At 72.2% G+C, this 25,966-nt stretch carries 21 protein-coding genes and 2 tRNA genes; 8 read left to right on the top strand and 15 right to left on the bottom strand.

Features of this window, described 5'->3' with window-relative positions:
- Position 1: 1 nt before the first annotated feature.
- Genes AAG589_RS18710 through pknB form a run of 5 tightly spaced genes read left to right on the top strand, consistent with a single transcriptional unit; the run spans position 2 to position 8,008 of the window.
- Positions 2-1,429, top strand: a complete 1,428-nt coding sequence (locus AAG589_RS18710; protein WP_430568806.1) for a PP2C family protein-serine/threonine phosphatase — start codon at positions 2-4, stop codon at positions 1,427-1,429.
- Positions 1,426-2,997 carry an FtsW/RodA/SpoVE family cell cycle protein gene (locus AAG589_RS18715; protein ID WP_430568807.1) on the top strand — a complete coding sequence of 524 codons (1,572 nt, stop codon included), beginning with the start codon at positions 1,426-1,428 and terminating at the stop codon, positions 2,995-2,997. The genes AAG589_RS18710 and AAG589_RS18715 overlap by 4 nt, the downstream gene beginning before the upstream one ends.
- On the top strand, positions 2,994-4,460 hold the full coding sequence (locus tag AAG589_RS18720) for a peptidoglycan D,D-transpeptidase FtsI family protein (protein ID WP_430568808.1): 1,467 nt from the start codon (positions 2,994-2,996) through the stop codon (positions 4,458-4,460). Before AAG589_RS18715 ends, AAG589_RS18720 begins: the two co-directional genes overlap by 4 nt.
- Positions 4,457-5,980: a serine/threonine-protein kinase gene (locus tag AAG589_RS18725; protein ID WP_430568809.1), complete on the top strand. Its 1,524-nt coding sequence runs from the start codon at positions 4,457-4,459 to the stop codon at positions 5,978-5,980. Before AAG589_RS18720 ends, AAG589_RS18725 begins: the two co-directional genes overlap by 4 nt.
- On the top strand, positions 5,981-8,008 hold the full coding sequence (gene pknB / locus AAG589_RS18730) for a Stk1 family PASTA domain-containing Ser/Thr kinase (protein WP_430568810.1): 2,028 nt from the start codon (positions 5,981-5,983) through the stop codon (positions 8,006-8,008).
- Positions 8,009-8,113: 105 nt separating this feature from the next.
- On the opposite strand, the gene AAG589_RS18735 is transcribed toward pknB, so the two are convergent.
- Together AAG589_RS18735 and AAG589_RS18740 are read right to left on the bottom strand one after the other, a co-directional pair.
- Positions 8,114-8,791, bottom strand: a complete 678-nt coding sequence (locus tag AAG589_RS18735) for an aminodeoxychorismate/anthranilate synthase component II (RefSeq protein ID WP_430568811.1) — start codon at positions 8,789-8,791, stop codon at positions 8,114-8,116.
- Positions 8,792-8,892: 101 nt separating this feature from the next.
- Positions 8,893-9,624 (bottom strand): DUF881 domain-containing protein, encoded by a 732-nt coding sequence (locus AAG589_RS18740; protein ID WP_430568812.1) that lies wholly within the window; start codon positions 9,622-9,624, stop codon positions 8,893-8,895.
- 129 nt (positions 9,625-9,753) lie between these two features.
- Here AAG589_RS18740 and AAG589_RS18745 point away from each other — a divergent pair, with 129 nt between their 5' ends.
- Complete coding sequence (locus tag AAG589_RS18745) at positions 9,754-10,017, top strand: cell division protein CrgA (protein WP_430568813.1); 264 nt, start codon at positions 9,754-9,756, stop codon at positions 10,015-10,017.
- A gap of 74 nt (positions 10,018-10,091) precedes the next feature.
- Here AAG589_RS18745 and AAG589_RS18750 read toward each other — a convergent pair whose 3' ends face one another.
- Both AAG589_RS18750 and AAG589_RS18755 read right to left on the bottom strand, forming a co-directional pair.
- Complete coding sequence (locus tag AAG589_RS18750) at positions 10,092-10,886, bottom strand: rhomboid family intramembrane serine protease (RefSeq protein WP_430568814.1); 795 nt, start codon at positions 10,884-10,886, stop codon at positions 10,092-10,094.
- A gap of 219 nt (positions 10,887-11,105) precedes the next feature.
- Entirely contained in the window at positions 11,106-11,645 is a 540-nt protein-coding gene (locus AAG589_RS18755) for a peptidylprolyl isomerase (protein WP_430568815.1), read from the bottom strand.
- A 105-nt stretch (positions 11,646-11,750) separates the two neighbouring features.
- Between AAG589_RS18755 and AAG589_RS18760 the strand changes: the two genes are divergently transcribed.
- Positions 11,751-12,785, top strand: coding sequence for a hypothetical protein (locus tag AAG589_RS18760; RefSeq protein ID WP_430568816.1), 1,035 nt, complete (start codon positions 11,751-11,753; stop codon positions 12,783-12,785).
- 81 nt (positions 12,786-12,866) lie between these two features.
- Here AAG589_RS18760 and AAG589_RS18765 read toward each other — a convergent pair whose 3' ends face one another.
- The 7 genes from AAG589_RS18765 to gyrB form a co-directional block, all read right to left on the bottom strand.
- Positions 12,867-13,235, bottom strand: coding sequence for a YciI family protein (locus AAG589_RS18765; RefSeq protein ID WP_430568817.1), 369 nt, complete (start codon positions 13,233-13,235; stop codon positions 12,867-12,869).
- 131 nt (positions 13,236-13,366) lie between these two features.
- Positions 13,367-13,442: transfer RNA gene (locus tag AAG589_RS18770), tRNA-Ala, on the bottom strand.
- 30 nt (positions 13,443-13,472) lie between these two features.
- Positions 13,473-13,592 carry a DLW-39 family protein gene (locus AAG589_RS18775; protein ID WP_217700772.1) on the bottom strand — a complete coding sequence of 40 codons (120 nt, stop codon included), beginning with the start codon at positions 13,590-13,592 and terminating at the stop codon, positions 13,473-13,475.
- Between the two features lie 63 nt (positions 13,593-13,655).
- A tRNA-Ile gene (locus AAG589_RS18780) sits at positions 13,656-13,729 on the bottom strand.
- A gap of 115 nt (positions 13,730-13,844) precedes the next feature.
- Positions 13,845-14,702 (bottom strand): DUF3566 domain-containing protein, encoded by an 858-nt coding sequence (locus tag AAG589_RS18785; protein WP_430568818.1) that lies wholly within the window; start codon positions 14,700-14,702, stop codon positions 13,845-13,847.
- Complete coding sequence (gyrA, locus tag AAG589_RS18790; protein ID WP_430568819.1) at positions 14,702-17,323, bottom strand: DNA gyrase subunit A; 2,622 nt, start codon at positions 17,321-17,323, stop codon at positions 14,702-14,704. The genes AAG589_RS18785 and gyrA overlap by 1 nt, the downstream gene beginning before the upstream one ends.
- A gap of 115 nt (positions 17,324-17,438) precedes the next feature.
- The gene (gene gyrB, locus AAG589_RS18795) at positions 17,439-19,541 is read right to left on the bottom strand and encodes a DNA topoisomerase (ATP-hydrolyzing) subunit B (RefSeq protein ID WP_430568820.1); all 2,103 of its coding nucleotides are present in this window, start codon (positions 19,539-19,541) and stop codon (positions 17,439-17,441) included.
- A gap of 442 nt (positions 19,542-19,983) precedes the next feature.
- Here gyrB and AAG589_RS18800 point away from each other — a divergent pair, with 442 nt between their 5' ends.
- Complete coding sequence (locus AAG589_RS18800; RefSeq protein ID WP_430568821.1) at positions 19,984-21,546, top strand: LPXTG cell wall anchor domain-containing protein; 1,563 nt, start codon at positions 19,984-19,986, stop codon at positions 21,544-21,546.
- A gap of 74 nt (positions 21,547-21,620) precedes the next feature.
- Here AAG589_RS18800 and AAG589_RS18805 read toward each other — a convergent pair whose 3' ends face one another.
- From AAG589_RS18805 to dnaN, 4 genes are all read right to left on the bottom strand, one after another.
- Positions 21,621-22,115, bottom strand: coding sequence for a DUF721 domain-containing protein (locus tag AAG589_RS18805; RefSeq protein ID WP_446719773.1), 495 nt, complete (start codon positions 22,113-22,115; stop codon positions 21,621-21,623).
- A gap of 118 nt (positions 22,116-22,233) precedes the next feature.
- Entirely contained in the window at positions 22,234-23,424 is a 1,191-nt protein-coding gene (gene recF, locus AAG589_RS18810; protein ID WP_430568823.1) for a DNA replication/repair protein RecF, read from the bottom strand.
- 32 nt (positions 23,425-23,456) lie between these two features.
- On the bottom strand, positions 23,457-24,350 hold the full coding sequence (gene gnd / locus AAG589_RS18815) for a phosphogluconate dehydrogenase (NAD(+)-dependent, decarboxylating) (RefSeq protein ID WP_430568824.1): 894 nt from the start codon (positions 24,348-24,350) through the stop codon (positions 23,457-23,459).
- Between the two features lie 44 nt (positions 24,351-24,394).
- The gene (gene dnaN, locus AAG589_RS18820; protein WP_429731084.1) at positions 24,395-25,528 is read right to left on the bottom strand and encodes a DNA polymerase III subunit beta; all 1,134 of its coding nucleotides are present in this window, start codon (positions 25,526-25,528) and stop codon (positions 24,395-24,397) included.
- Between the last annotated feature and the right edge of the window lie 438 nt (positions 25,529-25,966).

Here is a 25,966-nt window from a genome sequence, read left to right on the forward strand (position 1 = left end):
CGTGACCCTCACCCTGCGCTACGCCGCGCGGTCCGACGTCGGGCTCGTGCGGTCCAACAACCAGGATTCCGCGTACGCCGGGCCGCACCTGCTGGCCGTCGCCGACGGCATGGGCGGGCACGCGGGCGGCGACGTGGCGTCGCGCCTCGCGATCGCCGCCCTCGCGCCGCTCGACCGCACCGAGCACGGGCCCGAGGAGGCGCTGACCGACCTCGAGCACACGGTCGAGCGCGCCCGGCAGGACCTGGTGCGCGCCAGCGACGCCGACCCGGAGCTGGTCGGCATGGGCACCACCGTCACCGCCCTGCTGCACACCGGCACCACCCTGGTGATGGCCCACCTCGGCGACTCGCGCGCCTACCTGCTGCGCGAGGGCGTCCTCACACAGGTCACGGTGGACCACACGTTCGTGCAACACCTCGTCGACACCGGCCGCATCTCGCCGGAGGAGGCCGAGCACCACCCGCAGCGCAACGTCGTCATGCGGGTGCTGGGCGACTTCGACGTCGACCTCACGCCGGACATGTCGGTCCGCGAGGCGCGGGCCGGCGACCGCTGGCTGCTCTGCTCCGACGGCCTCTCGGGGTTCGTCTCGCCCGAGCAGATCACCGAGGTGCTCACCGAGACCCCGGAGCCCGACGCGGCCGCCGACCTGCTCATCACGCTGTCGATGACGGCGGGCAGCACCGACAACATCACCGTGATCGTCGCCGACGTGGTGGAGGACGACGACGCCCCGGCGGTCGAGGACGCGGCGTCGGCCCCGGTCGAGGGCGTCACCGCGCCGCAGATCGTGGGCGCGGCCGCGACGGGGGAGCTCCCCGCCGTCCTCGCGACCCCGGCCGACGACCCGGAGGACCCCGCGCCCGTCGACCAGGCCGCGGCCCTCGACGACGCGGACGACCCCGAGGACGAGGACGCCGACGACGCGGACGCCCGGCCGGAGCGCCGCCGCCGCCCGTGGATCACCGTGCTCGTGGTGCTCGTGGTGCTCGGCGGCGTCGGGTACGGCCTCTGGCGCGCGTACGGCTGGACGCAGCAGCAGTACTACGTCGGCGTCGCCGACGGCGAGGTCGCGGTCTTCCAGGGCATCCCGGCCAGCGCCGGCCCCCTCACCCTCTCCACCCCGGTGGAGCTCACCGGCACCCCGGTGTCCGACCTGCCGGACTACTGGGCGGACCGTCTCGACGGGTCCATCCGGGCGTCGTCCGAGGCCGAGGCGCGCCAGCGCGCGGACCGGCTCATCGCCGAGGCCGCCCCCGAGCCGACACCGTCGCCCACGCCGTCCCCCACCCCCTCGAGCACGCCCTCCACCACGCCGTCGAAGGCCACGAAGCCCGCCGACACGAAGCCCGCCGACACCGAGCAGGCCGCCGACACGACCGCCGAGAAGACCACTGACAAGGCCGACGGGGGGTCGAAGGGGTGAGCGCCGCCGTCGAGACCCCCGCCGAGCGCACGGTCGAGCCCACCGAGCGCCGTCCCGCCCGCCTGGCCGAGCTGTTCCTGCTGATCCTCGCGCTGGCCGCGGGCATCAGCGCGTTCGCGATGGTGGGCCGCAGCGTCACGGGCGAGCTGCCCGCCGACTTCTGGGCGGTCAGCCTGCTCCTCACGGGCGTCTCCGTGGCCGCGCACGTCGTGCTGCGGCTCCGCGCGCCCTGGGCCGACCAGGTGATCCTCCCGGCGGTGGTGCTGCTCAACGGGCTGGGCCTCGCGATGATCCTGCGCCTCGAGCTCGCGGGCACGAAGGGCGCCGACGCCTGGTCGCAGATGATGTACACCGCGCTGGGCGCGGTCATCGCGATCCTCATCATCTGGTTCCTGCGCGACCACCGCTGGATCCGCCGGCTCACGTACACGGCGATGCTGGTGGGCCTGGTGCTCGTCGTGCTGCCGCTCGTGCCGGGCATCGGCCGCGAGATCAACGGCGCGAGGATCTGGATCAACATCGGGTTCTCCGTGCAGCCGGCCGAGTTCGCGAAGATCGCGTTCGCCATCTTCTTCGCCGGCTACCTGGTCGCCAACCGGGACACCCTGGCCCTCGCGGGCAAGAAGGTGCTCGGGCTGCAGCTGCCGCGCATCCGCGACCTCGGCCCGATCCTCATCGTGTGGGCGGCATCCCTGGCCGTGCTCGTCTTCGAGCGGGACCTCGGCACCTCGCTGCTGTTCTTCGGGCTGTTCGTCGCGATGCTGTACCTCGCCACCGAGCGGTTCAGCTGGGTGCTCATCGGCCTCGTGCTGTTCGCGGCGGGCGCGCTGGTGGCCGCCAGCGTGTTCCCGCACGTCGGCGCGCGGATGGACGTGTGGCTGCACCCGTTCGACAACGACCTGTACAACGCGGCCGGCGGCTCGTACCAGATCGTGCAGGGCACGTTCGCGCTGGCGGCAGGCGGCATGTTCGGCACGGGCTGGGGCGAGGGCTACCCGTACCTCGTGCCGTACGCGTTCTCCGACTTCATCTACTCGTCGCTGGGCGAGGAGCTCGGCCTCACCGGCCTGCTCGCCATCCTGCTGACGTACCTGCTCATCGTGCAGCGCGGCCTGCGCACCGCGGTCGCGGTCCGCGACGGCTTCGGCAAGCTGCTGGCCGGCGGCCTCGCGTTCGTCATGGCGCTGCAGCTCTTCGTCGTCGTGGGCGGCATCACGCGGATCATCCCGCTGACCGGCCTCACGCTGCCGTTCATGGCGCAGGGCGGGTCGTCGCTGCTCGCCAACTGGATCGTCATCGCGCTGCTGCTGCGCGTCTCCGACAACGCGCGGCGCCCGTCGGCGCTGCCGATGCGCGGCACGGTCGCGCAGGGAGGGGCCATGCACGACCCCATCGTCGTCGGCGCGCACGACGGCACGACGCCGGGCGGCGGCGTCCCCGTCCGACGACCCGCCGCGGACGCGCCGTCCCGCGGGTCGACGCCGTCGCACCCCACCGAGGCGATCGGCGGGCCGCTGGACCCCCGTCGCGACGATCCCCGAGGCACGAACGGAGGTGAGCACCTGTGAACACGACCCTGCGCCGGCTCGCGAGCGTCGTCATGGTCATGTTCCTGGCGCTCATGGTGTCGACCACGTGGATCCAGTTCTTCCACGCCGACGAGCTCAACAGCGACACCCGCAACATCCGCTCGATCTACGCCGAGTACGGGCGCGCCCGCGGGCCGATCGTCGTCGGGGGCGAGGCGGTCGCGCTGTCCAAGCCCGTCGACGACGAGTTCGGGTACCAGCGCGAGTACACGAACGGCAAGCTCTACGCCCCACTGACGGGCTTCTTCTCGCTGGCCAACGGCACGACGGCGATCGAGCACTCGGAGAACGACTACCTCAACGGGCAGGCGGACGCCCTGTGGGTGGACCGGCTGCAGAACCTGCTCACCGGTCGTGACCCGGAGGGCTCGTCGGTCGAGCTCACCATCGACCCGAAGGCGCAGAAGGCCGCCTGGGACGCTCTCGGCGACCAGCAGGGCGCGGTCGTCGCGCTCGACCCGAAGACCGGCGCGATCCTCGCGCTCGTGTCCAACCCGTCGTTCGACCCCAACGACCTCGCGTCGCACTCGACCAAGAAGGCCGGCGAGGCGTACACGAAGCTGCTCAACGACGACGACGACCCGCTGGTCAGCCGCGCCACCGCCGAGGTCTACCCGCCCGGGTCGACGTTCAAGCTCGTGACGACGGCCGCGGCCCTCGAGAGCGGCGACTACACGCCGGACACGGTCATCGACGCGCCGTCCACGTACACGCTCACCGGCACCCGCACGCAGGTCGGCAACTTCGCCGGCACGTCCTGCGCCTCGTCCGGGAAGATGACGCTGGCCGACGCGCTGCGGATCTCCTGCAACACGGCGTTCCTCGGCCTCGGCGGCGACCTGGGCGCCGACACGATGGACGAGCAGGCCGAGAAGTTCGGGTTCGGCAAGAGCGTCGACATCCCGTTCAAGGCCGCGGCCAGCACGTACGACAAGGACCCCGACGCCATGAACACGGCGCAGGTCGAGCTGTCCGGCATCGGGCAGGGCAGCGTCACCGCCACCCCGCTGCAGGTCGCGATGGTCTCCGCCGCGATCGCCAACGGCGGCGAGGTCATGCAGCCGTACTCGGTGGACACGGTCCGCGACCCGCAGCTCGAGGTGGTCCGACAGACGTCGCCCACCAGCCTGGGCCGCGCCGTCTCGGAGAAGACGGCGGGCGAGCTCACGGACATGATGAAGAGCGTCGTCGAGTCCGGGTCCGGCACGGCCGCCCAGATCTCGGGGGTCCAGGTCGCCGGCAAGACGGGTACCGCGCAGCACGGCGACACGTCGGAGACCGACCCGCACGTGTGGTTCACCGGGTTCGCCCCGGCCGACGACCCGCAGGTCGCGGTGGCCGTCGTCGTCGAGGACGGCGGCGACCTGGGCGGCCAGGCGACCGGCGGCTCCGTCTCGGCGCCGATCGCGAAGGCCGTCATGGAAGCGGTGCTGAACGGATGAGGCCGGTCACGGGGCTCGCGCTCGGCGAGCGGTACCGCCTCACGCGCCGGATCGCCATCGGCGGCATGGGGGAGGTCTGGGTGGCCGACGACGGCTACCTGGGCCGCGAGGTCGCCGTGAAGGTGCTCCGCGAGGAGTACACCGGCAACGAGGACTTCCTGCGCCGCCTGCGCACGGAGGCGCGCAACAGCGCGGCCCTGTCGCACCCGAACATCGCGCAGATGTACGACTACGGAGAGCAGGACGGCGCCGGCTTCCTCGTCATGGAGCTGGTGCTGGGCGAGCCGCTCGCCGACCTGCTGGAGCGCGAGCCCGTCGTCGCGCCCCGCAAGCTGCTGCCGATCCTCGCCGCCACCGCCCGGGGCCTGCACCACGCGCACCTGGCGAAGGTGGTGCACCGCGACGTCAAGCCCGGCAACATCCTGCTGGAGCACGGCGGCAGCGTGAAGATCACCGACTTCGGCGTCTCCCTCGCCGCCAACCAGGCCCCCATGACGGCCACCGGCATGGTCATGGGCACGGCCCAGTACCTGTCCCCCGAGCAGGCGGTCGGCCAGGCGGCGACGGCGGCGTCCGACCTCTACGCGCTCGGCGTCGTCGCGTACGAGGCGACGGCGGGCAAGCGCCCGTTCACCGGCTCGACGCCGGTCGACATCGCGGTCGCGCACGTGAACGCGCCGGTCCCGCCGCTGCCCACGCACGTGCACCCCGGCCTCGCGGACGTCATCGGGCGCATGCTCGAGAAGGACCCGTCCCGCCGCCCCGAGTCGGCGGCCGCCCTCGCGAGCGAGCTCGAGTCGCTCGCGCGCGAGATCGCGGAGGACCCGCTGGGCGCGAGGTCCCGGTCCGCGCGCCGCGCCGCGGCGGCACGCCAGGGCTCCCGGCCCGCGCGCGCCGTCCCCGCGCACGCCGCGTCCACGACGCCGCGGCCGACCGGCCCCGCCGCTCCGGCCACCCCGGGGAGCGCTGCCACGCCGCCGTCGGCCGCCCTGCCGGTCGCGTGGGCGTCGGTGACGCCGTCCGACGACGAGCGCACGGCCCCCGAGCCCGCAGCCGAGCCCCGCGCCGACGACGCCGCGCCGCAGACGCCGGTCGAGGGCGTCGCCGCCGGCCGGGCGTACCCGCTGCGCCGCGAGGTGCGGGCCGGCGCGCACGACGCGCGCCGTCCCGCCGTGCGCAAGCCCCAGCCGGCCGGCACGCGCAGCCGCTCGGCGTCCCGCTCCGAGCCCGAGGCCAAGCCGGCCCGCCGCACGTCGACGTCGACGGGCCAGCGCTTCGGCCCGCTCGGGCGCCTCTCCTGGCCGCTGCTCGCGCTGCTCGGCCTCCTCGTCGTCCTGCTGCTCGCCACTCTCGTGCAGGCCATGGCGGCCGACGCCGAGGGTCAGGCGGCGGCGCTCCTGGTGGGCCCCGCGCTCGCGCTGGCCCGCCCCTCCCGCACGGGTGCGCGTCCCTCCTCTGGGATGATGCTCCGAGACGAGCCGCGCGCCCCGCGCGCGGCCATGACCGAGAAGGACTGCTGAGTGGTGGACAACACGCCCCGGGTACTCGCCGGCCGGTACGAGGTCGGTGAGCTCATCGGCCGCGGCGGCATGGCCGAGGTGCACATCGGGCACGACACGCGCCTGGGTCGCACGGTCGCGATCAAGGTGCTGCGGTCCGACCTCGCACGCGACCCGTCCTTCCTGGCGCGGTTCCGCCGGGAGGCCCAGTCGGCGGCGGCGCTGAACCACCCCGCCATCGTCGCGGTCTACGACACCGGCGAGGACACGCACACGGACACGCAGGGCGCGTCGGTGCACGTGCCGTTCATCGTCATGGAGTACGTCGAGGGCCACACCGTCCGCGACATCCTCCAGGACGGCGCGGCGGTGCCGATCGAGGAGGCCATCGAGATCACGGCGGGCATCCTCAGCGCGCTCGAGTACTCGCACCAGGCCGGCATCGTGCACCGCGACATCAAGCCCGCCAACGTGATGATCACTCCCACGGGCGCGGTCAAGGTGATGGACTTCGGCATCGCGCGCGCGATGGCTGACTCCGCGGCGACGATGACGCAGACGCACGCCGTCATCGGCACGGCGCAGTACCTGTCGCCGGAGCAGGCCCGCGGCGAGACGGTGGACGCGCGCAGCGACCTGTACTCGACCGGCTGCGTGCTGTTCGAGCTGCTCACCGGGCGCCCGCCGTTCATGGGCGACTCGCCGGTCGCCGTGGCCTACCAGCACGTCGGGCAGGCGCCGCAGCGCCCCAGCGAGCTCGCGTCCGACGTGCCCGAGGTGCTCGACCGCATCGTGCTCAAGGCCCTCACCAAGGACCGCGACGCGCGCTACTCGACGGCCGCGGAGTTCCGCGCCGACCTGGAGACCGCGCTGCGCGGCGGCGACGTCACCGCGCCGCTGATCGGCGCGGCCGCCGCCGGCGCCACGGCGACGCAGGTCATGAGCCCGGGCAACGGCACCCAGGTGATGGATCCCGCGAGCACCTCGCAGTGGGGCACCACGGGGGTCCAGGGCGCGAACGGCGCCGAGCCCGACGACGAGAAGAAGAGCCGCAAGGGGCTCATGTGGACGCTCATCGCGATCGGCGTCGTCGCCCTCGCCGCGATCATCACGTTCCTCGTCATGAACGGCGCCGAGGCCAAGACCACCGTGCCCGAGCTCAAGTCCAACGTGACCCCCGCCGAGGCGGAGCGGCAGATCACGGCCGCCGGGCTCGAGTACGAGCAGGCCACGGACACCGAGTCCACCGAGCCGGAGAACACCTTCCTCGAGCAGAGCCCCCGGGGTGGCGCGGAGGTGGACCGCGGCAGCGTCGTCACCGTGACGTTCTCGGCCGGGCCGGACACCGTCGCCGTCCCCGGTCTCGCGGGCATGACGGAGGACGAGGCCAAGGCCGCGCTCGAGGAGGAGAACCTCACGCTCGGAGAAGTCTCGCAGGGGAACAGCAAGGACGTCGAGAAGGACCACGTCATCAAGTCGGACCCCGGCAAGGGCCAGGCGGTCAGCGAGGGGTCGAGCGTCGACATCGTCGTCTCCTCCGGCCAGGTCGACCTGCCGAACGTGGTGGGCATGACGGAGGACAAGGCCAAGGAGACCATCTCCGGCCTCGGGCTCAGCTCGGAGACCAGCACCGAGGAGAGCGACAAGAAGCCCGGCACCGTGATCCGGCAGAGCCCTCAGGCCGGCTCGGTACCTCAGCGCAGCGGGGTCTCGATCGTCATCGCCAAGGAGAAGGCGCCGGAGATGACGACGGTGCCGAACGTCGTCGGCAGCTCGGCCGCCGAGGCCCAGGCGGCCATCACCGGCGCCAAGCTGACCCCGCAGATCAGCTACGAGCCGTCGGACGACGTGCCGAACGGCTTCGTGATCTCGCAGGATCCGGAGGGCGGCGAGGCCGAGGTCGGCTCGAACGTCGCCGTCGTCGTGTCCAGCGGCCCGGAGGCGAGCGAGACGCCCAGCGGCGAGCCGTCCGACGAGCCCACCGACGGCGAGGGCGAGACGGACAACCCTGCCGACCCGCTCGGCATCCTCGGCGGCGACGAGGGCTGAGCACCGGCGGTCGAGCCTGTCGAGATCCCATCCGCTGGTTGAGCCTGTCGAAACCGAGCGCCGGGTTTCGACAGGCTCAACCAACGGCCCCGGGTTTCGACAGGCTCAACCAGCGTGCACGAGCGGCGCCATGCCGCGCGAGCGCTCGACGGCGCCGGCGTCGCCGCACACGGCGAGCCAGTTGGCGAGCAGCCGGTGCCCGCCCTCCGTGAGCACGGACTCGGGGTGGAACTGCACGCCGTGCAGCGGCAGCTCGCGGTGCTGCAGGCCCATGACGACGCCGCTCGCCGTCGCGCCGGTCACCTCGAGCTCGGCGGGCACCGTCTCCGGGAGCACCGCGAGCGAGTGGTAGCGCGTGGCCGTGAACGGGGACGCGAGGCCGTCGAGGACGCCGTCGCCGTCGTGCTCCACGAGGCTCGTCTTGCCGTGCATCAGCTCGGGGGCGTGCGCCACGGTGGCGCCGTACACCTCTGCGAGGGCCTGGTGACCCAGGCAGACGCCCAGCATCGGCGTGCGTGAGCGCGCGCAGGCGCGGATGACGTCCTCCGACGACCCGGCCTCCTTCGGGGTGCCCGGGCCCGGCGAGACGAGCACGCCGTCGAAGGGGGCCCCGTCCGCGTCGTGGAAGACCCCGTCGGCGTCGGGCTCGGGCACGGCGTCGTTGCGCACGACGACGGTGCGCGCCCCGAGCTGGTCGAGGTACCCGACGATCGTGTAGACGAATGAGTCGTAGTTGTCGACGACGAGGATGCGCGGGCCGTCGGCGGGGGTGGGGGAGGTCATGGCTGTCTCGCTTCGGGGAGAGGGTCAGGCGGGCTGCGGGGCGGGACGGCGGCCGCGCCATCGCCGGCCCGGCGCCACGGCGCTCCGGGGGTTCGAGGCGCTCACGAGAACACGTCCGTGCCGGAGGGGACCGTCGCGTACTTCATCTCGGAGCTGCCGGTGTAGGCGGGCAGCTCGAGCGTGCCGGCGTCCTTCACCGACCACCCGAGGGCGACCCAGTCGACGTACTGCTGGTAGATCGCGACGCCCGGGTCGGCGTCGAGCGAGGAACGCAGCTGCTTCGGGTCGCCGACCGCCTCGATGACGTAGGGCGGCGAGAAGACCTTGCCGTGCAGCAGCAGGATGTTGCCGGAGCAGCGGAACGCCGAGGTCGCGGTGACGCGCTCGCCCTGCAGCGTCATGGCCTCGGCGCCGCCCGCCCACAGGGCGTTGATGACGTGCTGCACGTCCTGCTGGTGCACGACGAGGTCGTCGGGGCGCGCGCCCGCGATGGCCTGGCTGGACGCCGGGGCGTCGTCGAGCGCGACGCGCAGGCCGGGACCCGAGACGGGCGCGGCGCCCGTCACCACCGACTCGTCGGCGACCAGGTCGGCGCTCCGCGTGGGCAGGTCGGTGCCGGCCTGCTTGCCGAGGTCGTCGATCTCCGCCTCGAGCTCGTTCATCCGGTCGGTGAGGTCGGCCACCCGGTCGGACTCCGTGGTGACGAGCTCGGCGAGGTCCTGCGGGTCGCGACCGTCCTTGGTGTCCGCGAGCTGCGCGCTGGCGGTGAACAGGAGCCCGGACGCGGCGAGGACGCACGCGACGGTCGCGCTCTGGCGCACTCGGCGGTTCATCGGCACCCCTGTCAGTCCCTGCTGTCCTTCTCGAGCCTGCTGACGACTACGCTAGTCGACAGAATCGCCGACGGTGGCGGGCATCCGGCCCGCGGCCGACGACCACCCGTCCGGACAGGAGCCCTCCCCGTGCCCGAGTCGAAGTCCCGCAAGAAGAAGAGCGCGCCCGTCGAGCAGCCCGACGCCCCGGCCAAGGCGAAGGCGCAGGGCAACCCGCGCTGGCTCGTGCCGACGATGCTCGGGCTGATGCTCGTGGGCCTCGCGTGGATCGTCCTGTACTACCTGACGGCGCCCGGCCTCGGGCTGCCGATCCCCGCGCTCGGCGGGTGGAACCTCGCCGTCGGGTTCGTCCTGATCATCGGCGGTTTCGGGCTCACGACGCGCTGGCGCTGACGCCCGGACTTCCATCCGTGTAGTTCGTTCCACACCTGTGGGCAACCCTGTGGACGACGGCCCGGACAGAGCGGTCAGAGCCACCCGACGGAGGCGTACTTCCACAGCGTCGCGGCGACGAGCACGACGGCGATCCCCGCGGGGAGGGCCCACGCGACCAGGGCCTGACGCTCCCGGGGCGCGAAGGCGAACCCGGCCCCCATCGCCAGGCCGACCACCAGGCCGCCGAGGTGCGCCTGCCACGCGATCCCCCCGACGAAGAACGGGATCGCCATGTTGATGGCGATGAGCACGACGATCTGCGCGGCACTGCGCCCGGTGCGACGCAGCACCGGGATGATCGCGCCGAACAGGCCGAAGACGGCCCCGGAGGCGCCGACGACGGCGGTGACCCAGGAGTAGCTGTACGGGTCGGCGAGCAGCAGGTAGCCCACGGACCCCGCGACCGCGGACAGCACGTACAGCGCGATGAACCGCCCGCGCCCGAACGCCTGCTCGAGGAACGGGCCGGTGAGCCACAGCGCGTACATGTTGAACAGGATGTGGAGCGGGCTCCTGGAGTGCAGGAACGCCGCGGTGAGGAACCGCCACGGCTCCTCGAGGCCCACCGACGGCGCGAACGCCCACCGCTGCGTCCAGTCGCCACCCGTGACCAGCTGCAGCACCCAGCTCACCACGCACAGGGCGACGATCGTGAGCGTCACGACCGGCCGGCCGCCGCGCACGGTGCCGCCGAACATCGTCCGCGCGCTCGGCGTCGCCCGGGCGGCCTGGTTGACGCAGTCGACGCACTGGATCCCGACGGCGGCGGGCCGCTGGCACTGCGGGCACGTCGGGCGGCCGCAGCGCTGGCAGCGCACGTAGGACACGCGGTCGGGGTGTCGCGGGCACACCGGCGGCGCGCCGGCAGGCTGTCCGAACTGCGGGGGAGTCGGTGTCGAGATGGGTCAGCCCTCCGTGAGCCGAGAGAAAGGTCGGGGTCGAGAACCTCGTCGCAGTCCTATCTTTCCCGAGGTGGAGCGCCCCCTGGGGCGCGTGAACGGGACTGCGACGAGGTTCTCGACCCCGACCGTGACCTGGACCGAAGCTCAGTCCTCGATGGTGACCGAGTTGATGACGATGTCCTGGACGGGACGGTCGCCGGGGCGGGTCGGCGTGGTGCCGATCGCGTCGACGACGGCGCGGGACTCGTCGTCCGCCACCTTGCCGAAGATGCTGTGCTTGCCGGTCAGCCACGGCGTCGCGGCCGTGGTGATGAAGAACTGCGAGCCGTTGGTGCCCTCGACGGCGCCCGTGACCGGGTTGCGGCGCTTGCCGGCGTTCGCCATCGCGAGGATGTACTTGTCGTCGAACTGGAGCTCCGGGTGGATCTCGTCGTCGAAGGTGTATCCGGGGCCGCCGGTGCCGGTGCCCAGCGGGTCCCCGCCCTGGATCATGAAGTTGTCGATGACGCGGTGGAAGATCACGCCGTCGTACAGGGGGTCGTTGCGCTCGGCGCCCGTGGCCGGGTCCGTCCACGTCGTGGTGCCCTTGGCCAGCCCGACGAAGTTCGCGACGGTCTTGGGCGCGTGGTTCGGCAGCAGCTCGATGCGGATGTCACCGGCGGTGGTGTGGAGGGTTGCGAACATGCCCTCATCCTCTCACCCTCCCTCTCACGATCCATCTCCTCGACCCTCACGGCGGGCCCCGCGCGTACCGCTGCAGGCCAGGTCCCCAGGTGGCACAGTGGGTCCATGGTGCGAAAGAACGTGGGCGACAACGTCAAGGACAGTGCCAAGGACCACGGCGAGAAGCTCGCCGCAAAGGTCTCCGAGAAGGTGTCGGAGAAGGTGAACGAGATCGACACCGACAAGCTCAAGGACTCCGCGACGGAGGCCGCCGCCGTGCTGGTCGACGTCGGCGCCCGGGCGGCCGGTGGCGCGAAGGACGCGGCGAACCAGGCCAAGGACTGGGCGGAGCCGCGCGTCGACTCGTTCCTCGAGTGGCTCGTGCCCCGCGCCGAGAAGGCGTGGCGCGAGAGCGTGCTCGCGGCGGCGCCGCGCGTCGAGAAGGCGGCCGACAAGGCCGGTCCGTTCGTGGACACCGCGCACGACAAGATCGTGGACGACTACCTGCCGCGCGTCGTCTCGGCCTTCAACGACGCCGCGACGCGCGCGGGGGCCGCCGCAGGGGCGGCCGGCGTCCTGGCCGCGGACGCCGCGCGCGACGCCGCGGAGAAGGCCGGCCGCGCAGGCAAGAAGGCTGCGAAGAAGGCGGCCAAGGAGGCTGCGAAGGCCCAGGCCGCCGCCGAGAAGGCGGCGGAGAAGGCCGCCAAGGAGGCCGGGAAGTCGGGCAAGGGCAAGGGGCTGTTCTGGTTCCTCGCGCTCGCCGGGGCGGCCGTGGCCGGGTACGCCTTCTGGCGCCGCGCCCAGCCGCAGAACGACCCGTGGGCCGAGCCGTGGGAGCAGCAGTCCGGCCCGGACTACGACGCCGCGGCCCGCGACGCGCGGCACGCCGTCGGCGAGGCGGCCGAGGCCGTCGGCGAGGCGGCCGGACACGCCGTCGCGAAGGGCCGCGAGGCCGCCGAGCGCGCTGGCGAGAAGGCCGCGGAGCTCGGCGAGGACGTCGGCGAGAAGGTCACCGAGGCCGTGGACAAGGCCAAGGACAGGGCGTCCGACGCCGCCAAGAAGGCCACGAGCCGCACGCGCTCCGCCGCACGGAAGACGGAGGACGCGGCGAGCGACGCCGCCGACGCCGCGAAGGACGCGGGGGACGGCGACAAGGCCTGACCGCACCGCCGTCCGGGACGGCACGCACCGCTCACCGAAGGGCCTCGTCCACCCGGGCGGGGCCCTTCGGCGTGCCCGGCCTCAGTCCTGCGACACGTCCTGGAAGGCGCGGACCTCGACCCGGCCACCGAGCGCCTCGGCGGCCCGCGTGCCCCACGCGATCGCGGCGTCGTCGTCCGGGGCCTCGATCACCCAGAGCCCGCCGAGATACTCCGGGGCCTCGACGAACGGTCCCGGTGTCACGGTCGGCACGTCGGGCGCGCCGTCGATCGTCGTGGCGGTGCTCGGTGGGTGCAGGCCGCCGGCGAACCGCAGCGCGCCGGACTCCTCCAGGGTGGCGTTGAAGGCACCCACCGCGGCGAGCGTCGCCTCCAGCTCCGCGGGGTCCATGGTCGCCATCGTGGGCTCGGTCTCGGAGTCGTGCGGCACGGACAGCAGGTACAGCGTCATCGTCGACCCCCTCGTCGTGACGGCGGGCCGGTAGACGGCCCACCACCCACCATGCGCGACAGGGGCCGCAGGCTCAACACCTCGGGCGTGGAACGACGAGACCCCGCACGCCAGGCGTACGGGGTCTTCGGTGGTGGAGCCAAGGGGACTCGAACCCCTAACCCCCTGCTTGCAAAGCAGGTGCGCTACCAATTGCGCCATGGCCCCTGGCGGCCTCGTCAGACGGGCCGTGCGAGCTCAGTCGATGGTGTCGGTGACCTCGGACCACAGGTCCCGGTCGGCCGAGTCCTCGTTGAGCCGGCGCCAGACCAGGTAGCCCGCGCCGAGCGCGAGCAGGAGGACGAACAGCTTCTTCATCTTCTGCCTCCTCGTCACTGCCGTGAGGCGGTGCGTCTCGGGCCCTGGCCTGATGGCCTGGAGTGGGGCTAGGAGGACTTGAACCTCCGACCTCTTCCTTATCAGGGAAGCGCTCTAACCGTCTGAGCTATAGCCCCGAGCGCGCTCCCAGCGGGAGCGCGTGCAGCACGGAACATTACCGTACCCGCGGGTCCGTTCCCAAACCGGAGACGACGTCACGCCCTGTGACGTCGGTCCCGGTCGGGACGGTGGTCACTCGTCCGTCAGCGTGAGGTGCACGCCGCCGACGAGCGCGGCCGTGATGTTGTACAGGATGGCCATGATCGTGGCGAGCGCGGTCAGGAGCACCACGTTCACGATCGCGATCAGCACCGACAACGACACGACGCGGTCGAACTGCACGAACTGCATGAGGTTCACGGCCTGCGGGCCGATCGTGTCGCTCAGGAACGTCTGCACGGTGGCGAACGTGCCCATGTCGTTGAGCACGTACCAGACCACCATCGTCGCGACGACGGTGATGAAGCCGATCGCCACGGACAGCAGGAACGCGAGCTTCATGATCGACCACGGGTCGACCCGCGAGACGGACAGCCGCACGCGGCGCGGCCCCATGCCCGGCTGCGCGGTGCCCACCATCGGGGACCCCGCGGCGGGAGCCGCCGTGCCCTGCACGCCGCCGGCCGAGTAGTGCATCTCCGGGCGGGGCTCGGCGGGCTTCGCGGCGCTCTGGGGCGAGTCCGCCGCGCCGTCCTGGCCCTTGGCCGGCGCCTCCGGCATGACCGACTGGACCTTCTTCGCCGCGCTGCGCGCGGCGGCGAGGGCGGCCGCCGCGGCCTTCACCGCGCCCTCCTTGACGGGGGACGCACCCTGCGCGGTCGCGCCGTCCGCGGGGGCCGCCGCAGCGGACGACGCCTGCGGGGCGGCGGCGGGCGGGGCGGGCGGTGCCGGGACCTCACCCACGCGCACGGCGCCGGCCGATGTCTTGCTCGACGTCGTGCCCGATGGCGTGCTCGCCGCCGGGCCGCGGCGGTGGGTCGAGTCGTCGACGTCCGCCTCCCTCGCGGGAGGCGCCGACGACGCCCGGGTCGACGCGCTGTTCTCCGTCATCAGTCCTCGTCCCCGCTCGTGGTCTGCTCGTCGGCGGCCTGCTCGTCCACGCTAACCGACTCGTCGCCGGTTGCCTCGTCGACGTCCCGACGCTCGACGTTGCGGGCGACGGCGATGATGCGGTCCCCGCGGTCGGGCTTCGCGAACGTGACGCCCTGCGTGGTGCGGCCGGTGAGGTTCACCTCCGCGACCGCCGAGCGCACGATCTTGCCACGCTCCATGATGACCAGCACCTCGTCGTCCGCCTCCGTGACCAAGGCCCCCACGAGGTCTCCACGAGCCTCGACCAGGTTGGCGACCTTGATGCCGTACCCGGCGCGCCCCTGGACGCGGTACTCGGTGATCGCGGTGCGCTTCGCGAAGCCGCCCTCCGTGACGACGAACAGGTCCGTGCCCGGAGTCACGACGTCCGCGTTGAGCAGCTCGTCGTCGTCCCGGAACTTCATGCCCGTGACGCCGGACGTCGCGCGGCCCATCGGCCGCAGGGTGTCGTCGTCGGCGGGGAACCGGATCGACTGGCCCTTGCGGGAGACGAGGATCAGGTGGTCGTCGGCGTTCACGAGCCGCGCCGCCACCAGCTCGTCGGGCTTGCCGTCCTCGTCCTCGCGCAGGTTGATCGCGATGAGGCCGCCCGAGCGCGGCGAGTTGTACTCGCCCAGGCGCGTCTTCTTCACGAGCCCGCGGCGCGTGGCGAGCACCAGGTAGTCCGCCGCCTCGTAGTCGGGCAGGTCCAGCACCTGGGCGATGTGCTCGCCCGGCTGGAACGCCAGCATGTTCGCCACGTGCTGGCCCTTGGCGTCGCGACCACCCTCGGGCAGCTCGTAGCCCTTGGCCCGGTAGACCCGGCCGAGGTTCGTGAAGAACAGGAGCCAGTGGTGCGTCGTCGTGACGAAGAAGTGCTCGACGATGTCGTCCTCGCGCAGCGCGGCGCCGCGCACGCCCTTGCCGCCGCGGCGCTGGGCGCGGTAGCTGTCGCTCCGCGTGCGCTTGGCGTAGCCGCCGCGCGTGATCGTGACGACGACCTCCTCCTCGGGGATGAGGTCCTCGACCGACATGTCGCCGTCGAAGGGCAGCACGGTGGTGCGGCGCTCGTCGCCGTAGCGGGCGACGATGTCGTCGAGCTCGTCCTGGACGATCGTCCGCTGCCGCTCGGGCTTGGCGAGGATGTCCTTGTAGTCCTCGATCTCCCGCTGCAGCCTGTCGTGGTCGTCGATGATCCGCTGCCGCTCGAGGGCCGCGAGACGACGCAGCTGCAGCGCGAGGATCGCGTTCGCCTGCTGCTCGTCGACGTCGAGCAGCTCCATCAGGCCGGTACGGGCCTCGTCGGCGTTGGGGGAGCGGCGGATGAGGGCGATGACCTCGTCGAGCGCGTCGAGGGCCTTGAGGTAGCCGCGCAGGATGTGGATCTCGCGCTCCGCCTCGGACAGGAGGTACTCGGTGCGGCGGCGCACGACCTCGATCTGGTGCGTGGTCCAGTGCCGCACGAAGGCGTCGAGGCTGAGCGTGCGGGGCACGTCGTCGACGAGCGCCACCATGTTCGCGCCGAAGCTGAACTGCAGCGGCGTGTGCTTGTACAGGTTGTTGAGGACGACCTTGGCGATGGCGTCGCGCTTGAGCACGATGACGAGGCGCTGGCCGGTGCGGCCCGACGTCTCGTCGCGGATGTCCGCGATACCCGCGAGCTTGCCGTCGTTGACGAGGTCGGCGATCTTGCTGGCCAGGTTGTCCGGGTTGACCTGGTAGGGCAGCTCGGTGATGACCAGGCAGATCCGGTTCTGGATCTCCTCGACGTTGACGACGGCGCGCATCGTGATGGAGCCGCGCCCGGTGCGGTACGCCTCCTCGATGCCCTTGGTGCCGAGGATCTGCGCGCCCGTCGGGAAGTCCGGGCCCTTGATGCGCTGCATGAGCGCGGCGAGGAGCTCCTCGCGCGTCGCGTCGGGGTTCGCCAGGTGCCAGCGCACGCCCTCGGCGACCTCGCGCAGGTTGTGCGGCGGGATGTTGGTCGCCATGCCGACGGCGATGCCGGCGGAGCCGTTGACCAGGAGGTTCGGGAAGCGGGCGGGCAGGACGACGGGCTCCTGCGTGCGGCCGTCGTAGTTGTCCTGGAAGTCGACCGTGTTCTTCTCGATGTCCCGGACCATCTCCATGGCCAGCGGGGCCATGCGGCACTCCGTGTACCGCGGGGCGGCGGCGGGGTCGTTGCCGGGGGAGCCGAAGTTGCCCTGGCCGGCGACGAGCGGGTAGCGCAGCACCCAGTCCTGCACGAGGCGCACCAGCGTGTCGTAGATCGCCGTGTCGCCGTGCGGGTGGAACTTGCCCATCACGTCGCCGACGACGCGCGAGCACTTCGAGTACGCGCGGTCGGGGCGGTACCCGCCGTCGTACATCGCGTACAGCACGCGGCGGTGCACGGGCTTGAGCCCGTCGCGCACGTCCGGCAGCGCGCGCCCGACGATGACGCTCATCGCGTAGTCGAGGTAGCTGCGCTGCATCTCCAGCTGCAGGTCGACCTGGTCGATGCGCCCGTGGTGCACCGCGACCGCGCCGTCGGTCGTGTCGATCGCCTCGTCGTCCGGGGCGCCGTCCGTCATGTCGGGGCCGGGGGTCTCGTCCGTCACCGTCTACCTTCTTCCTGTCCTGCGCCGCCGGGGCGCGGGTTCCGTCGTCCTCGAGATCGTGGTGGGGCCGTGTACAACGGGGTTCGCACTCGTTGTACGAACCCGTCGTCAGCCGCTAGATGTCGAGGAAGCGGACGTCCTTGGCGTTGCGCTGGATGAAGCTGCGGCGGGACTCGACGTCCTCGCCCATGAGCACCGAGAAGATCTCGTCGGCCGCGGCCGCGTCGTCCATGGTGACCTGCAGCAGCGTGCGGTGCTCGGGATCCATCGTCGTGTCCCAGAGCTCGGTGTAGTCCATCTCGCCGAGGCCCTTGTAGCGCTGGATGCCGTTCTCCTTGGGGATCCGCTTGCCGGCCGCGAGACCCTCCTTGAGGAAGGCGTCCCGCTCCCGGTCGGAGTACACGTAGTCGTGCGGCGCGTTCGACCACTTGAGCCGGTACAGCGGCGGCTGCGCGAGGTACACGTGGCCGTGCTCGATGAGCGGGCGCATGTAGCGGAACAGCAGCGTGAGCAGCAGGGTGCAGATGTGCTGGCCGTCGACGTCGGCGTCGGCCATGAGCACGATCTTGTGGTACCGGAGCTTCGAGAGGTCGAAGTCCTCGCCGATGCCGGTGCCGAACGCCGTGATGAGGGACTGGATCTCCTGGTTGGAGAGCGCCTTGTCGAGGCGCGCCCGCTCGACGTTGAGGATCTTGCCGCGCAGCGGCAGGATCGCCTGGTTGTGCGGGTTACGGCCGCGGACGGCGGAGCCGCCGGCCGAGTCGCCCTCCACGATGTAGATCTCGCAGTCCTCGGCACGGTTGGACTGGCAGTCCTTGAGCTTGCCGGGCATGCCGCCAGAGCTCAGGATCCCCTTGCGGCGCGTGGCCTCACGGGCCTTGCGGGCCGCGATCCGGGCCTGCGACGCCTGGATGGCCTTGCGGATGATGTCGCGCGCCTCGGTGGGGTGCGCGTCGAACCAGTCGACGAGCTTCTCGCGCACCACGCGCTGCACGAACGTCTTGGCCTCGGTGTTGCCGAGCTTTGTCTTGGTCTGGCCCTCGAACTGCGGCTCGCCGAGCTTCACGGAGATGACGGCGGTGAGGCCCTCGCGGATGTCGTCACCCGTGAGGTTGTCGTCCTTCTCCTTGATGATCTGCTTGTCGCGCGCGTAGCTGTTCACCAGGGTGGTGAGCGCCGCGCGGAAGCCCTCCTCGTGCGTGCCGCCCTCGGTGGTGGAGATCGTGTTGGCGAAGGTGTGCACCGACTCGCTGTACGCGCTGGTCCACTGCATCGCGATCTCCACGGAGATCTTCCGCTCCGTGTCCTCCGACTCGACGTCGATGATCTCGGGGTGGATCAGCTCGGACTTCTTGGCCGCGTTGATGTGCGCCACGTAGTCCGTGAGTCCGTCGTCGTACCGGTACGTGACCGTCCGCACGGGGTTGGCGTCCTCGACGTCGGTCGCGCCGTCCGCGGCGGTGACGTCGGCGTCCGCGCCGTCCGGCGCCTGGCCCGCGACCTCGTCGTCGGCGACGGCGTGACCCGCGCGCTCGTCGCGCAGCGTGATCTGCAGGCCCTTGTTGAGGAAGGCGTACTGCTGGAAGCGGGAGCGCAGCGTCTCGAAGTCGTAGTCCGTGGTCTCGAAGATCGAGTCGTCGGCCCAGAAGGTCTGCGTCGTGCCCGTCGGCTCGCCGTCGGCGAGCGGCTCCAGCCGCTGCACCTCGGTGACGGGCTCGCCGCCGTCGCGGTACTCCTGCTGCCAGTGGTAGCCGTCGCGCTTCACCTGGGAGACGAAGCGCGTGGAGAGCGCGTTGACGACGGACATGCCGACGCCGTGCAGGCCGCCGGAGACGGCGTAGCCACCGCCGCCGAACTTGCCGCCCGCGTGCAGGATCGTCATGACGACCTCGAGCGTGGGCTTGCCCTCGGTGGGGTGCATCGCGACGGGGATGCCGCGGCCGTTGTCGCGGACGCGGACGCCACCGTCCGCCAGGAGGGTCACCTCCACGCTGTCGGCGTGGCCGGCGAGGGCCTCGTCCACAGAGTTGTCCACAATCTCGTACACCAGGTGGTGCAGGCCCCGCTCGCCGGTGGAGCCGATGTACATGCCCGGACGCTTGCGGACGGCCTCGAGGCCTTCCAGGACGGTGATGTTGCCGGCGTCGTACCCGTTCCCCGGTCCGGCGGCTCCGTTGGCGACAGTGTCGGGACGGGGGGTGTCGGTTCGGTCTGCCACAGGCGGAGCTGCTCCTCGGTCGTCGTGCACGCGCCGGCGCTTGGTGCGGTGTGCAGGCGGCGCGGCTCTCAGGTTCCGGGCTGTGCTCGACCGAGCCGTGCGAGAGGTCGCAGCACGACCCGGAATGACCGTCCCAGTCTACCTGCCGGAGGCAAGGAATCGGCGGATTGACGCCGCTGGAGGGAAGTTCGGCACACGTTGTCCACAGGTCGTGGACGGCGAGATCTCCACAGCGTTGTCCACAGGGTTTTCCCCAGGGTTGTCCACAGTTGGGGGGCGATCAGTGCCGCTCTTCCGGTACGCCCGGTTTTCGTGCTCTGACCGTTATCAACGGCTCTCCCGGTTTGGGTCGAAAACTGGTGTACTACACCACGATTCCCCGTTTCGCACGTCGACCGGCGCGCGCCCGCACGCCGGTCACCACCGAAGGGACAACCCCACAGTGAAGAGGACCCTGGCCGGCGTCGCCGCGACGACGCTCGCCGTCGGAGGGATGCTCGTCGCCACCGCGGCGCCGGCCTCCGCCCACACCCCGCGCGTCACCGACACCTGTACCAGCCTCGAGGTGAACCTCACCCAGTACCAGGGCGCTGACGTGGTCGTGACCGTCGACGGCACGACCGTCGCCGACGAGTCCTTCGGCGACTCGTGGCGTCGGACGTTCGAGCTCGACGGCGCGAAGGCCCACGAATGGTCCGTCGACGTCGACGCCCGGGACGGCGACCGCTACGACGCGCACGAGCGCGGCAGCACCGAGCCGTGCCCGCCCACGACGCCGGAGGAGCCTCGGAGCACCGAGGTCCAGGTGGGCATCTACCTGTACCCCAAGCTGGACGCGACGAAGGGCGCCGCCTGGGAGAACTCGGGCGAGCAGCAGCTCCTCGGCACCACGCCGCTCACCCTCCCCGAGGACGAGCTGAGGAACGGCCAGCACTGGTACACCGAGCTCCCCGAGACGGACGCGCTCGACGACATCGACCTGTGCACCGGCTGGGGCATCCAGCAGGACCTCGTGCGCGGCGGCGTCGACGACTACACGATGCCCGACACGATCACGTACCCCGACGGCTCGTCCATGGACGGAAACCTCGTCGACTGGACCCACCAGGAGCTGAGCGACTTCGGCATCGAGCTGCCGTCCGCGGAGGACTGCGCCACCCCGTCCGAGCCCGAGGCTCCCGAGACGCCTGAGGTCGAGGAGCCCCAGGTCGTGGTGCCGCAGGCCCCGGCCGCGATCGACGTCTGCGGAGCGGACTCCTCCGACGTCATCCTCCCCGCGGACAGCGCTGACGTCACGTACCTCACGACCGAGCAGGGCGTCCTCGCGGTGCCGACCGAGGGGCGCACCTTCGGCGACGACCTCGCCGGCTACACCCGCACCGAGGGTGGCGACCTGATCTTCCCGATCGAGCAGCTCGTGCCCTCCGAGGAGGACTGCGCGCTGGTCCCCGGTGACATCGGCGCCGTCTGCCAGGGCGACACGCCGTACCTCGACTACGGCGTCTCGCTGCCCGAGGGGATCGAGGTCGACGACGACACCCCGCTGACGATCACGTTCATCAACCCCGACGGCGGGGAGAACTTCGTCGCCGCCGACCAGCCGCTGGAGGGTGAGCTCCTGTGGCCGGGGGCCTCCGACACCGCGCCGAAGCAGTGGCCGGGCTGGGAGCAGCAGGACGACGGCTCCTACGTCGAGACCGACGGCAACTACGCCTGGACCCGTGACGGCGTGCAGGTGCTCTTCGAGGTCAACCCGGAGTACTCGCAGCTCGTGAGCTACCCGGAGGCCACGACCGAGTGCGCCAACCCCGTCGGCGCGGGCGGCGCGGACGTCGAGGTCGTCGCGGACGACGTCACACCGGCCCCCGAGGCGGAGGCCGAGGCCGAGGCTGCCGACGAGCTCCCGCAGACCGGTGCGACCGTCGGCGTCTACGCCGGGCTCGCCGCGCTGCTCGTCGTGGGTGGCGGCCTGCTGTTCTGGCTGCGTCGCCGCATCCAGCACTGACGCGCGACCGACCGCTGCGCCGGTCGAGCCTGTCGAGACCTCGGTCCCGGCACGCTCGGCCGGCGTCCGGCGTCTCAGCCGTAGGTGTCGCGCGGCCCTGGGCCGCGCACCGACCGGCGTCCGCGCCGGAACCCCGGACCGGCGGGGCCGAGCACCGTGACCTGCTCGACCACCCCCTCGCCGACCTCCTCCGCGAGCCGGCGCAGCAGCGTCGGCACCAGCAGGCGCACCTGCGTCGCCCACGCCGTCGAGTCGGCGCGCACCACGAGCACCTTCTGCTCGAACGTCTCCGGCTGGCAGTGGTCCGCGACCTGGGCACCGACCACCTCGCGCCAGCGCCCGATGACGCCGCCCACGGACACGTCCGCCGTCCACCCCTTGTCGCGCATGAGGCGACCCACCACCTCGGACAGCAGCTGCGGGTCGCGCGCGCCCGGGCCCTGCCCCGACAGGCGAGGCTCCGCGAGGGGGGAGCGCCGTGCCGGCGAGCCCGGTCGCAGCCCCTTCGCCCGGGCGGCGGCCTTGGCACGGTTGAGGGCCTCGCGCGCGACGGCCGACGGCGGGGTCAACTCGGTCCGGTCCTTGACCGGCCGCGGGTCCTCGTCGCGGGCGGCCCGGCCACCGGCGCCGTCGTCGTCCGCACGGCCATCCACACGGCCACCCACAAGGCCGTCGTCCTCGTCGCCGTCACCCCGCACGACGCACCTCGCCGGGAGTGACCTCGAAGCGGGCACCGAGCAGCCCGGGCGGGACGTCGTCGGGCACCGCCGCGGTGACCAGCACCTGCCGCGCCGGCGCGACGAGCTCCGCGAGCCGCTCCCGGCGCCGCACGTCCAGCTCGGCGAACACGTCGTCCAGGATCAGCACGGGGTCCGCGTCCGTGTCGAGGTCCGGGTCCCAGAACGCGGCGTCGGGCACGTGCTCCGGGTCCTCGCCGCCGCCGAGCAGCCGGTAGGACGCCAGCCGCAGCGCCAGGGCGAACGACCACGACTCGCCGTGGCTCGCGTACCCCTTGGCGGGCAGACCGCCGAGCGTGAGGACCAGGTCGTCGCGGTGCGAGCCCACCAGGCTCACCCCGCGCTCCAGCTCCTGCGCGCGAGCCTCCGCCATCCCCTCCAGGATCGCCTTCTCCAGCTCCTCCGCCGCCCGTGGCGTGCCGTCCGCGACCCCCGGGACGCTCGAGCGATACCCGAGCTCGGCGTCGCCGTCGGCGTCGCTGACCTGCTCGTACGCGGCCGCGACGTGTGGCCGCAGCCCTTCCACGAGGGCGAGGCGCATGGCGAGGATCTGGCCGCCGAGTTGCGCGGCCCGCGCGTCCCACACCTCGAGCGTGCTCGTGTCGACGTCCCCGCCGCCGGAGCGCCGGACGCCGCGCAGCGACTTCAAGAGCGCGGACCGCTGCCGCACCACCCGCTCGTAGTCGCCCAGGAGGCCCGCGGCGCGGGGGAGGAGCTGCACCACCAGCTGGTCGAGGAAGCGGCGCCGCCCGTCGGGGTCCCCCTTGACGAGCGCCAGGTCCTCCGGCGCGAAGAGCACCGTCCGCAGGATGCCGAGCACGTCACGCGCGCGGCCGAGCTGCCCACGGTTCACGCGGGCCCTGTTCGCCTTCCCCGCGGTGATCTCCAGCTCGACCGTCGACGCGCGGTCCCCGCGCACGATCCGTGTGCGCACCACCGCGCGCTCCGCCCCCGCCCGGATCAGGGGGGTGTCGTTCGCGACCCGGTGGCTGCCGAGCGTCGCGACGTAGCCGATCGCCTCGACGAGGTTGGTCTTGCCCTGGCCGTTGCGCCCGACGAACGCGTTGGGACCGGGCTCGAGCTCGACGTCCGCCGCGGCGTACGACCGGAAGTCGAGGAGGGAGAGGTGGGAGACGTACATCTAACCTGCTCGGCGGCCCGTCACCGCCGGCCTCACTGCGCGGGCTTGACCGCGTGCCCGCCGAACTGCTGGCGCAGCGCGGCCACGGCCTTCATCGCCGGGGACTCGTCCTGGCGCGACGCGAACCGTGCGAACAGCGCCGCGGAGATGACGGGCAGCGGCACCGCGTTGTCGATCGCCTCGTCGACGGTCCAGCGTCCCTCGCCCGAGTCGTCGACCCAGTCGTCGATGGCTCCCAGCGCCGGGTCCTCCTCGAGCGCCTTGACCATGAGGTCGAGCAGCCACGACCGCACCACGGTGCCGCGCATCCACGCCTTCATCGTGCCGTGCACGTCCGTGACGATGTCCTTGGCCGCGAGCAGCTCGTAGCCCTCGGCGTAGCTCTGCATGAGGCCGTACTCGATGCCGTTGTGGACCATCTTCGCGAAGTGCCCCGCGCCCACCTCGCCGGCGTGCACGAAGCCCTCCTCACGCGGCCCCTCGGGGCGCAGCGCGTCGAAGACCGGCATGAGCGCCTCGACCTGCGCGCGGTCGCCACCGCACATGAGGCCGTACCCGTTCTCGAGGCCCCACACGCCGCCGGAGACGCCCACGTCGACGTAGCCGATCCCGCGCTCGGCCAGCTCGGCGGCGCGGGCCTGGTCCTCGGGGTAGTGCGAGTTGCCGCCCTCGACGACGATGTCGCCCTCGCCCAGCAGCGTGCCGAGCTCCTGCACGACGCCGCGGGTCGGGTCGCCGGCCGGGACCATCACCCACACGACGCGGCGGTCCGCCGGCAGGGCGGCCGCGAGGTCGGCCAGCGACGCGACGTCGGACACCTCGGGCCGCGGGTCGTACCCGGTGACCTCGATGCCGCCGCGGCGCAGCCGCTCGCGCATGTTGTTGCCCATCTTGCCCAGACCGACGAGTCCGATGTGGCTGACCATGGGTACCTCCGGGAGCGGTGCGGGCAGGCGGGCAGTGACGTGCGTCAGCCGGCGAACCGGATCGGCACGAGCAGGTAGCGGTACTCCGACGAGTCCTCGCCGTCGAGCGACTCCTGGCCGGTGAACTCCACGGGCTTGTTCGGGTGCGTGAACGACAGCCGGACGAAGTCGGTGCCCAGCGCGCCCAGCCCGTCCAGCAGGAACTGCGGGTTGAACGCGACCTGGATGTCCTCGCCCACGAGCACGGCCTCGAGGGCCTCCGACGCCTGCGCGTCGTCGCCCTGGCCGGCGTCCAGCACCACCTGGCCGTCCGTGAACGACAGCCGGATCGGCGTGTTGCGCTCCGCGACGAGGGACACGCGCTTGGCGGCCTCGATGAGCGGCGCGGTGGCGACGACGGCGTGGATGGGCGTCGCGTCCGGGAACAGACGGCGCACCGGCGGGTAGTCGCCGTCGACCAGCTGGGACGTCGTGTGGCGCCCACCCGCCTCGAAGCCGATGAGGTCGACGCCCTGGCCGGTGGAGAGGCCGACGTTGACGAGGCCGCCGCCCCCGCCGAGCGACTTCGCGACGTCGGTCAGCGTGCGGGCCCGCACCAGCGCGACCGCGGAGTACCCCGGCGTGGCCGGCGTCCAGGTGAGCTCGCGCAGCGCGAGCCGGTAGCGGTCCGTGGCGATGAGGGTGATGCGCTCGCCCTCGATCTCCATCCGCACGCCCGTGAGCAGCGGCAGCGTGTCGTCGCGGCTCGCGGCCACGCTGACCTGCGCGACGGCGTGCGTCAGCGCGTCGCCCGTCACGGTGCCGCTCAGCTCCGGCATCTGCGGCAGGGCCGGGTAGTCCTCCACCGGCATGGTCAGCAGGGTGAAGCGCGAGGCGCCGCAGGTCAGCACGACCTTCGTGCCCTCGAGCGTGACGTCCACCGGCTTGTTGGGCAGGGCCCGGGAGATCTCCGCGAGCAGGCGACCCGACACGAGCACGGTGCCGGGCTCGGAGACCTCCGCCGGGATCTCGGCCCGCGCGGAGACCTCGTAGTCGAAGCTGGACAGCCAGATGGTGCCCGCGGTGTCGACCTCGATACGGACGCCCGCGAGCACCGGGGCCGGCGGACGCGTGGGGAGCGTGCGCGCCGTCCAGGTCACGGCCTCGGCCAGGACGTCACGCTCAACCCGGAACTTCATCCCACTCCTCGCGTTGTCGACCCTTGTCGATCGATGTGGACGTGCCGGCGTGCGGTCGGTGGCCCTGGGACCCGCCCGGACCGTCGACGTGACCCGACCTGCCTCGTCGTCCGAGCCAAACCCTACGCGAGACAGGGGCTCTTCGGCACGTGATCCTCAGGCTCGGGGCGCAGCACGCCTCGGACCGTCGAGCCGGCCTGATGAAGGTGTGGGGAATTTCTTGATGATCACACGTTCGTCATCGTCATAGGGGTTGTGGAATCTGGGGATGACGTGCGTTTGTGCAGGTCAGCGGGCTGGACGGGGTGTGGAGGCTGTGGGGGCGGAGCTGTGGACAACACCTGTGCCCTGGGGACGACGGATTCTGTACCCACAGCCGTCCACCGATCGGTGCGCCGTCGTCCACTGATCTGAGGCCGTGGTCCACACGCGTCCACA

This window comes from Isoptericola sp. F-RaC21 (assembly GCF_038593535.1).
Classification (GTDB): Bacteria; Actinomycetota; Actinomycetes; order Actinomycetales; family Cellulomonadaceae; genus Isoptericola.

Excerpts from the sequence above, each read along its gene's own strand:
- AAG589_RS18725 (WP_430568809.1), top strand. The coding sequence starts at position 4,457 with ATGAGGCCGGTCACGGGGCTCGCGCTCGGCGAGCGGTACCGCCTCACG.
- AAG589_RS18735 (WP_430568811.1), bottom strand. The coding sequence starts at position 8,791 with ATGACCTCCCCCACCCCCGCCGACGGCCCGCGCATCCTCGTCGTCGAC.
- AAG589_RS18740 (WP_430568812.1), bottom strand. The coding sequence starts at position 9,624 with ATGAACCGCCGAGTGCGCCAGAGCGCGACCGTCGCGTGCGTCCTCGCC.
- AAG589_RS18755 (WP_430568815.1), bottom strand. The coding sequence starts at position 11,645 with ATGTTCGCAACCCTCCACACCACCGCCGGTGACATCCGCATCGAGCTG.
- AAG589_RS18760 (WP_430568816.1), top strand. The coding sequence starts at position 11,751 with ATGGTGCGAAAGAACGTGGGCGACAACGTCAAGGACAGTGCCAAGGAC.
- AAG589_RS18765 (WP_430568817.1), bottom strand. The coding sequence starts at position 13,235 with ATGACGCTGTACCTGCTGTCCGTGCCGCACGACTCCGAGACCGAGCCC.
- AAG589_RS18775 (WP_217700772.1), bottom strand. The coding sequence starts at position 13,592 with ATGAAGAAGCTGTTCGTCCTCCTGCTCGCGCTCGGCGCGGGCTACCTG.
- AAG589_RS18785 (WP_430568818.1), bottom strand. The coding sequence starts at position 14,702 with ATGACGGAGAACAGCGCGTCGACCCGGGCGTCGTCGGCGCCTCCCGCG.
- recF (WP_430568823.1), bottom strand. The coding sequence starts at position 23,424 with ATGTACGTCTCCCACCTCTCCCTCCTCGACTTCCGGTCGTACGCCGCG.
- gnd (WP_430568824.1), bottom strand. The coding sequence starts at position 24,350 with ATGGTCAGCCACATCGGACTCGTCGGTCTGGGCAAGATGGGCAACAAC.
- dnaN (WP_429731084.1), bottom strand. The coding sequence starts at position 25,528 with ATGAAGTTCCGGGTTGAGCGTGACGTCCTGGCCGAGGCCGTGACCTGG.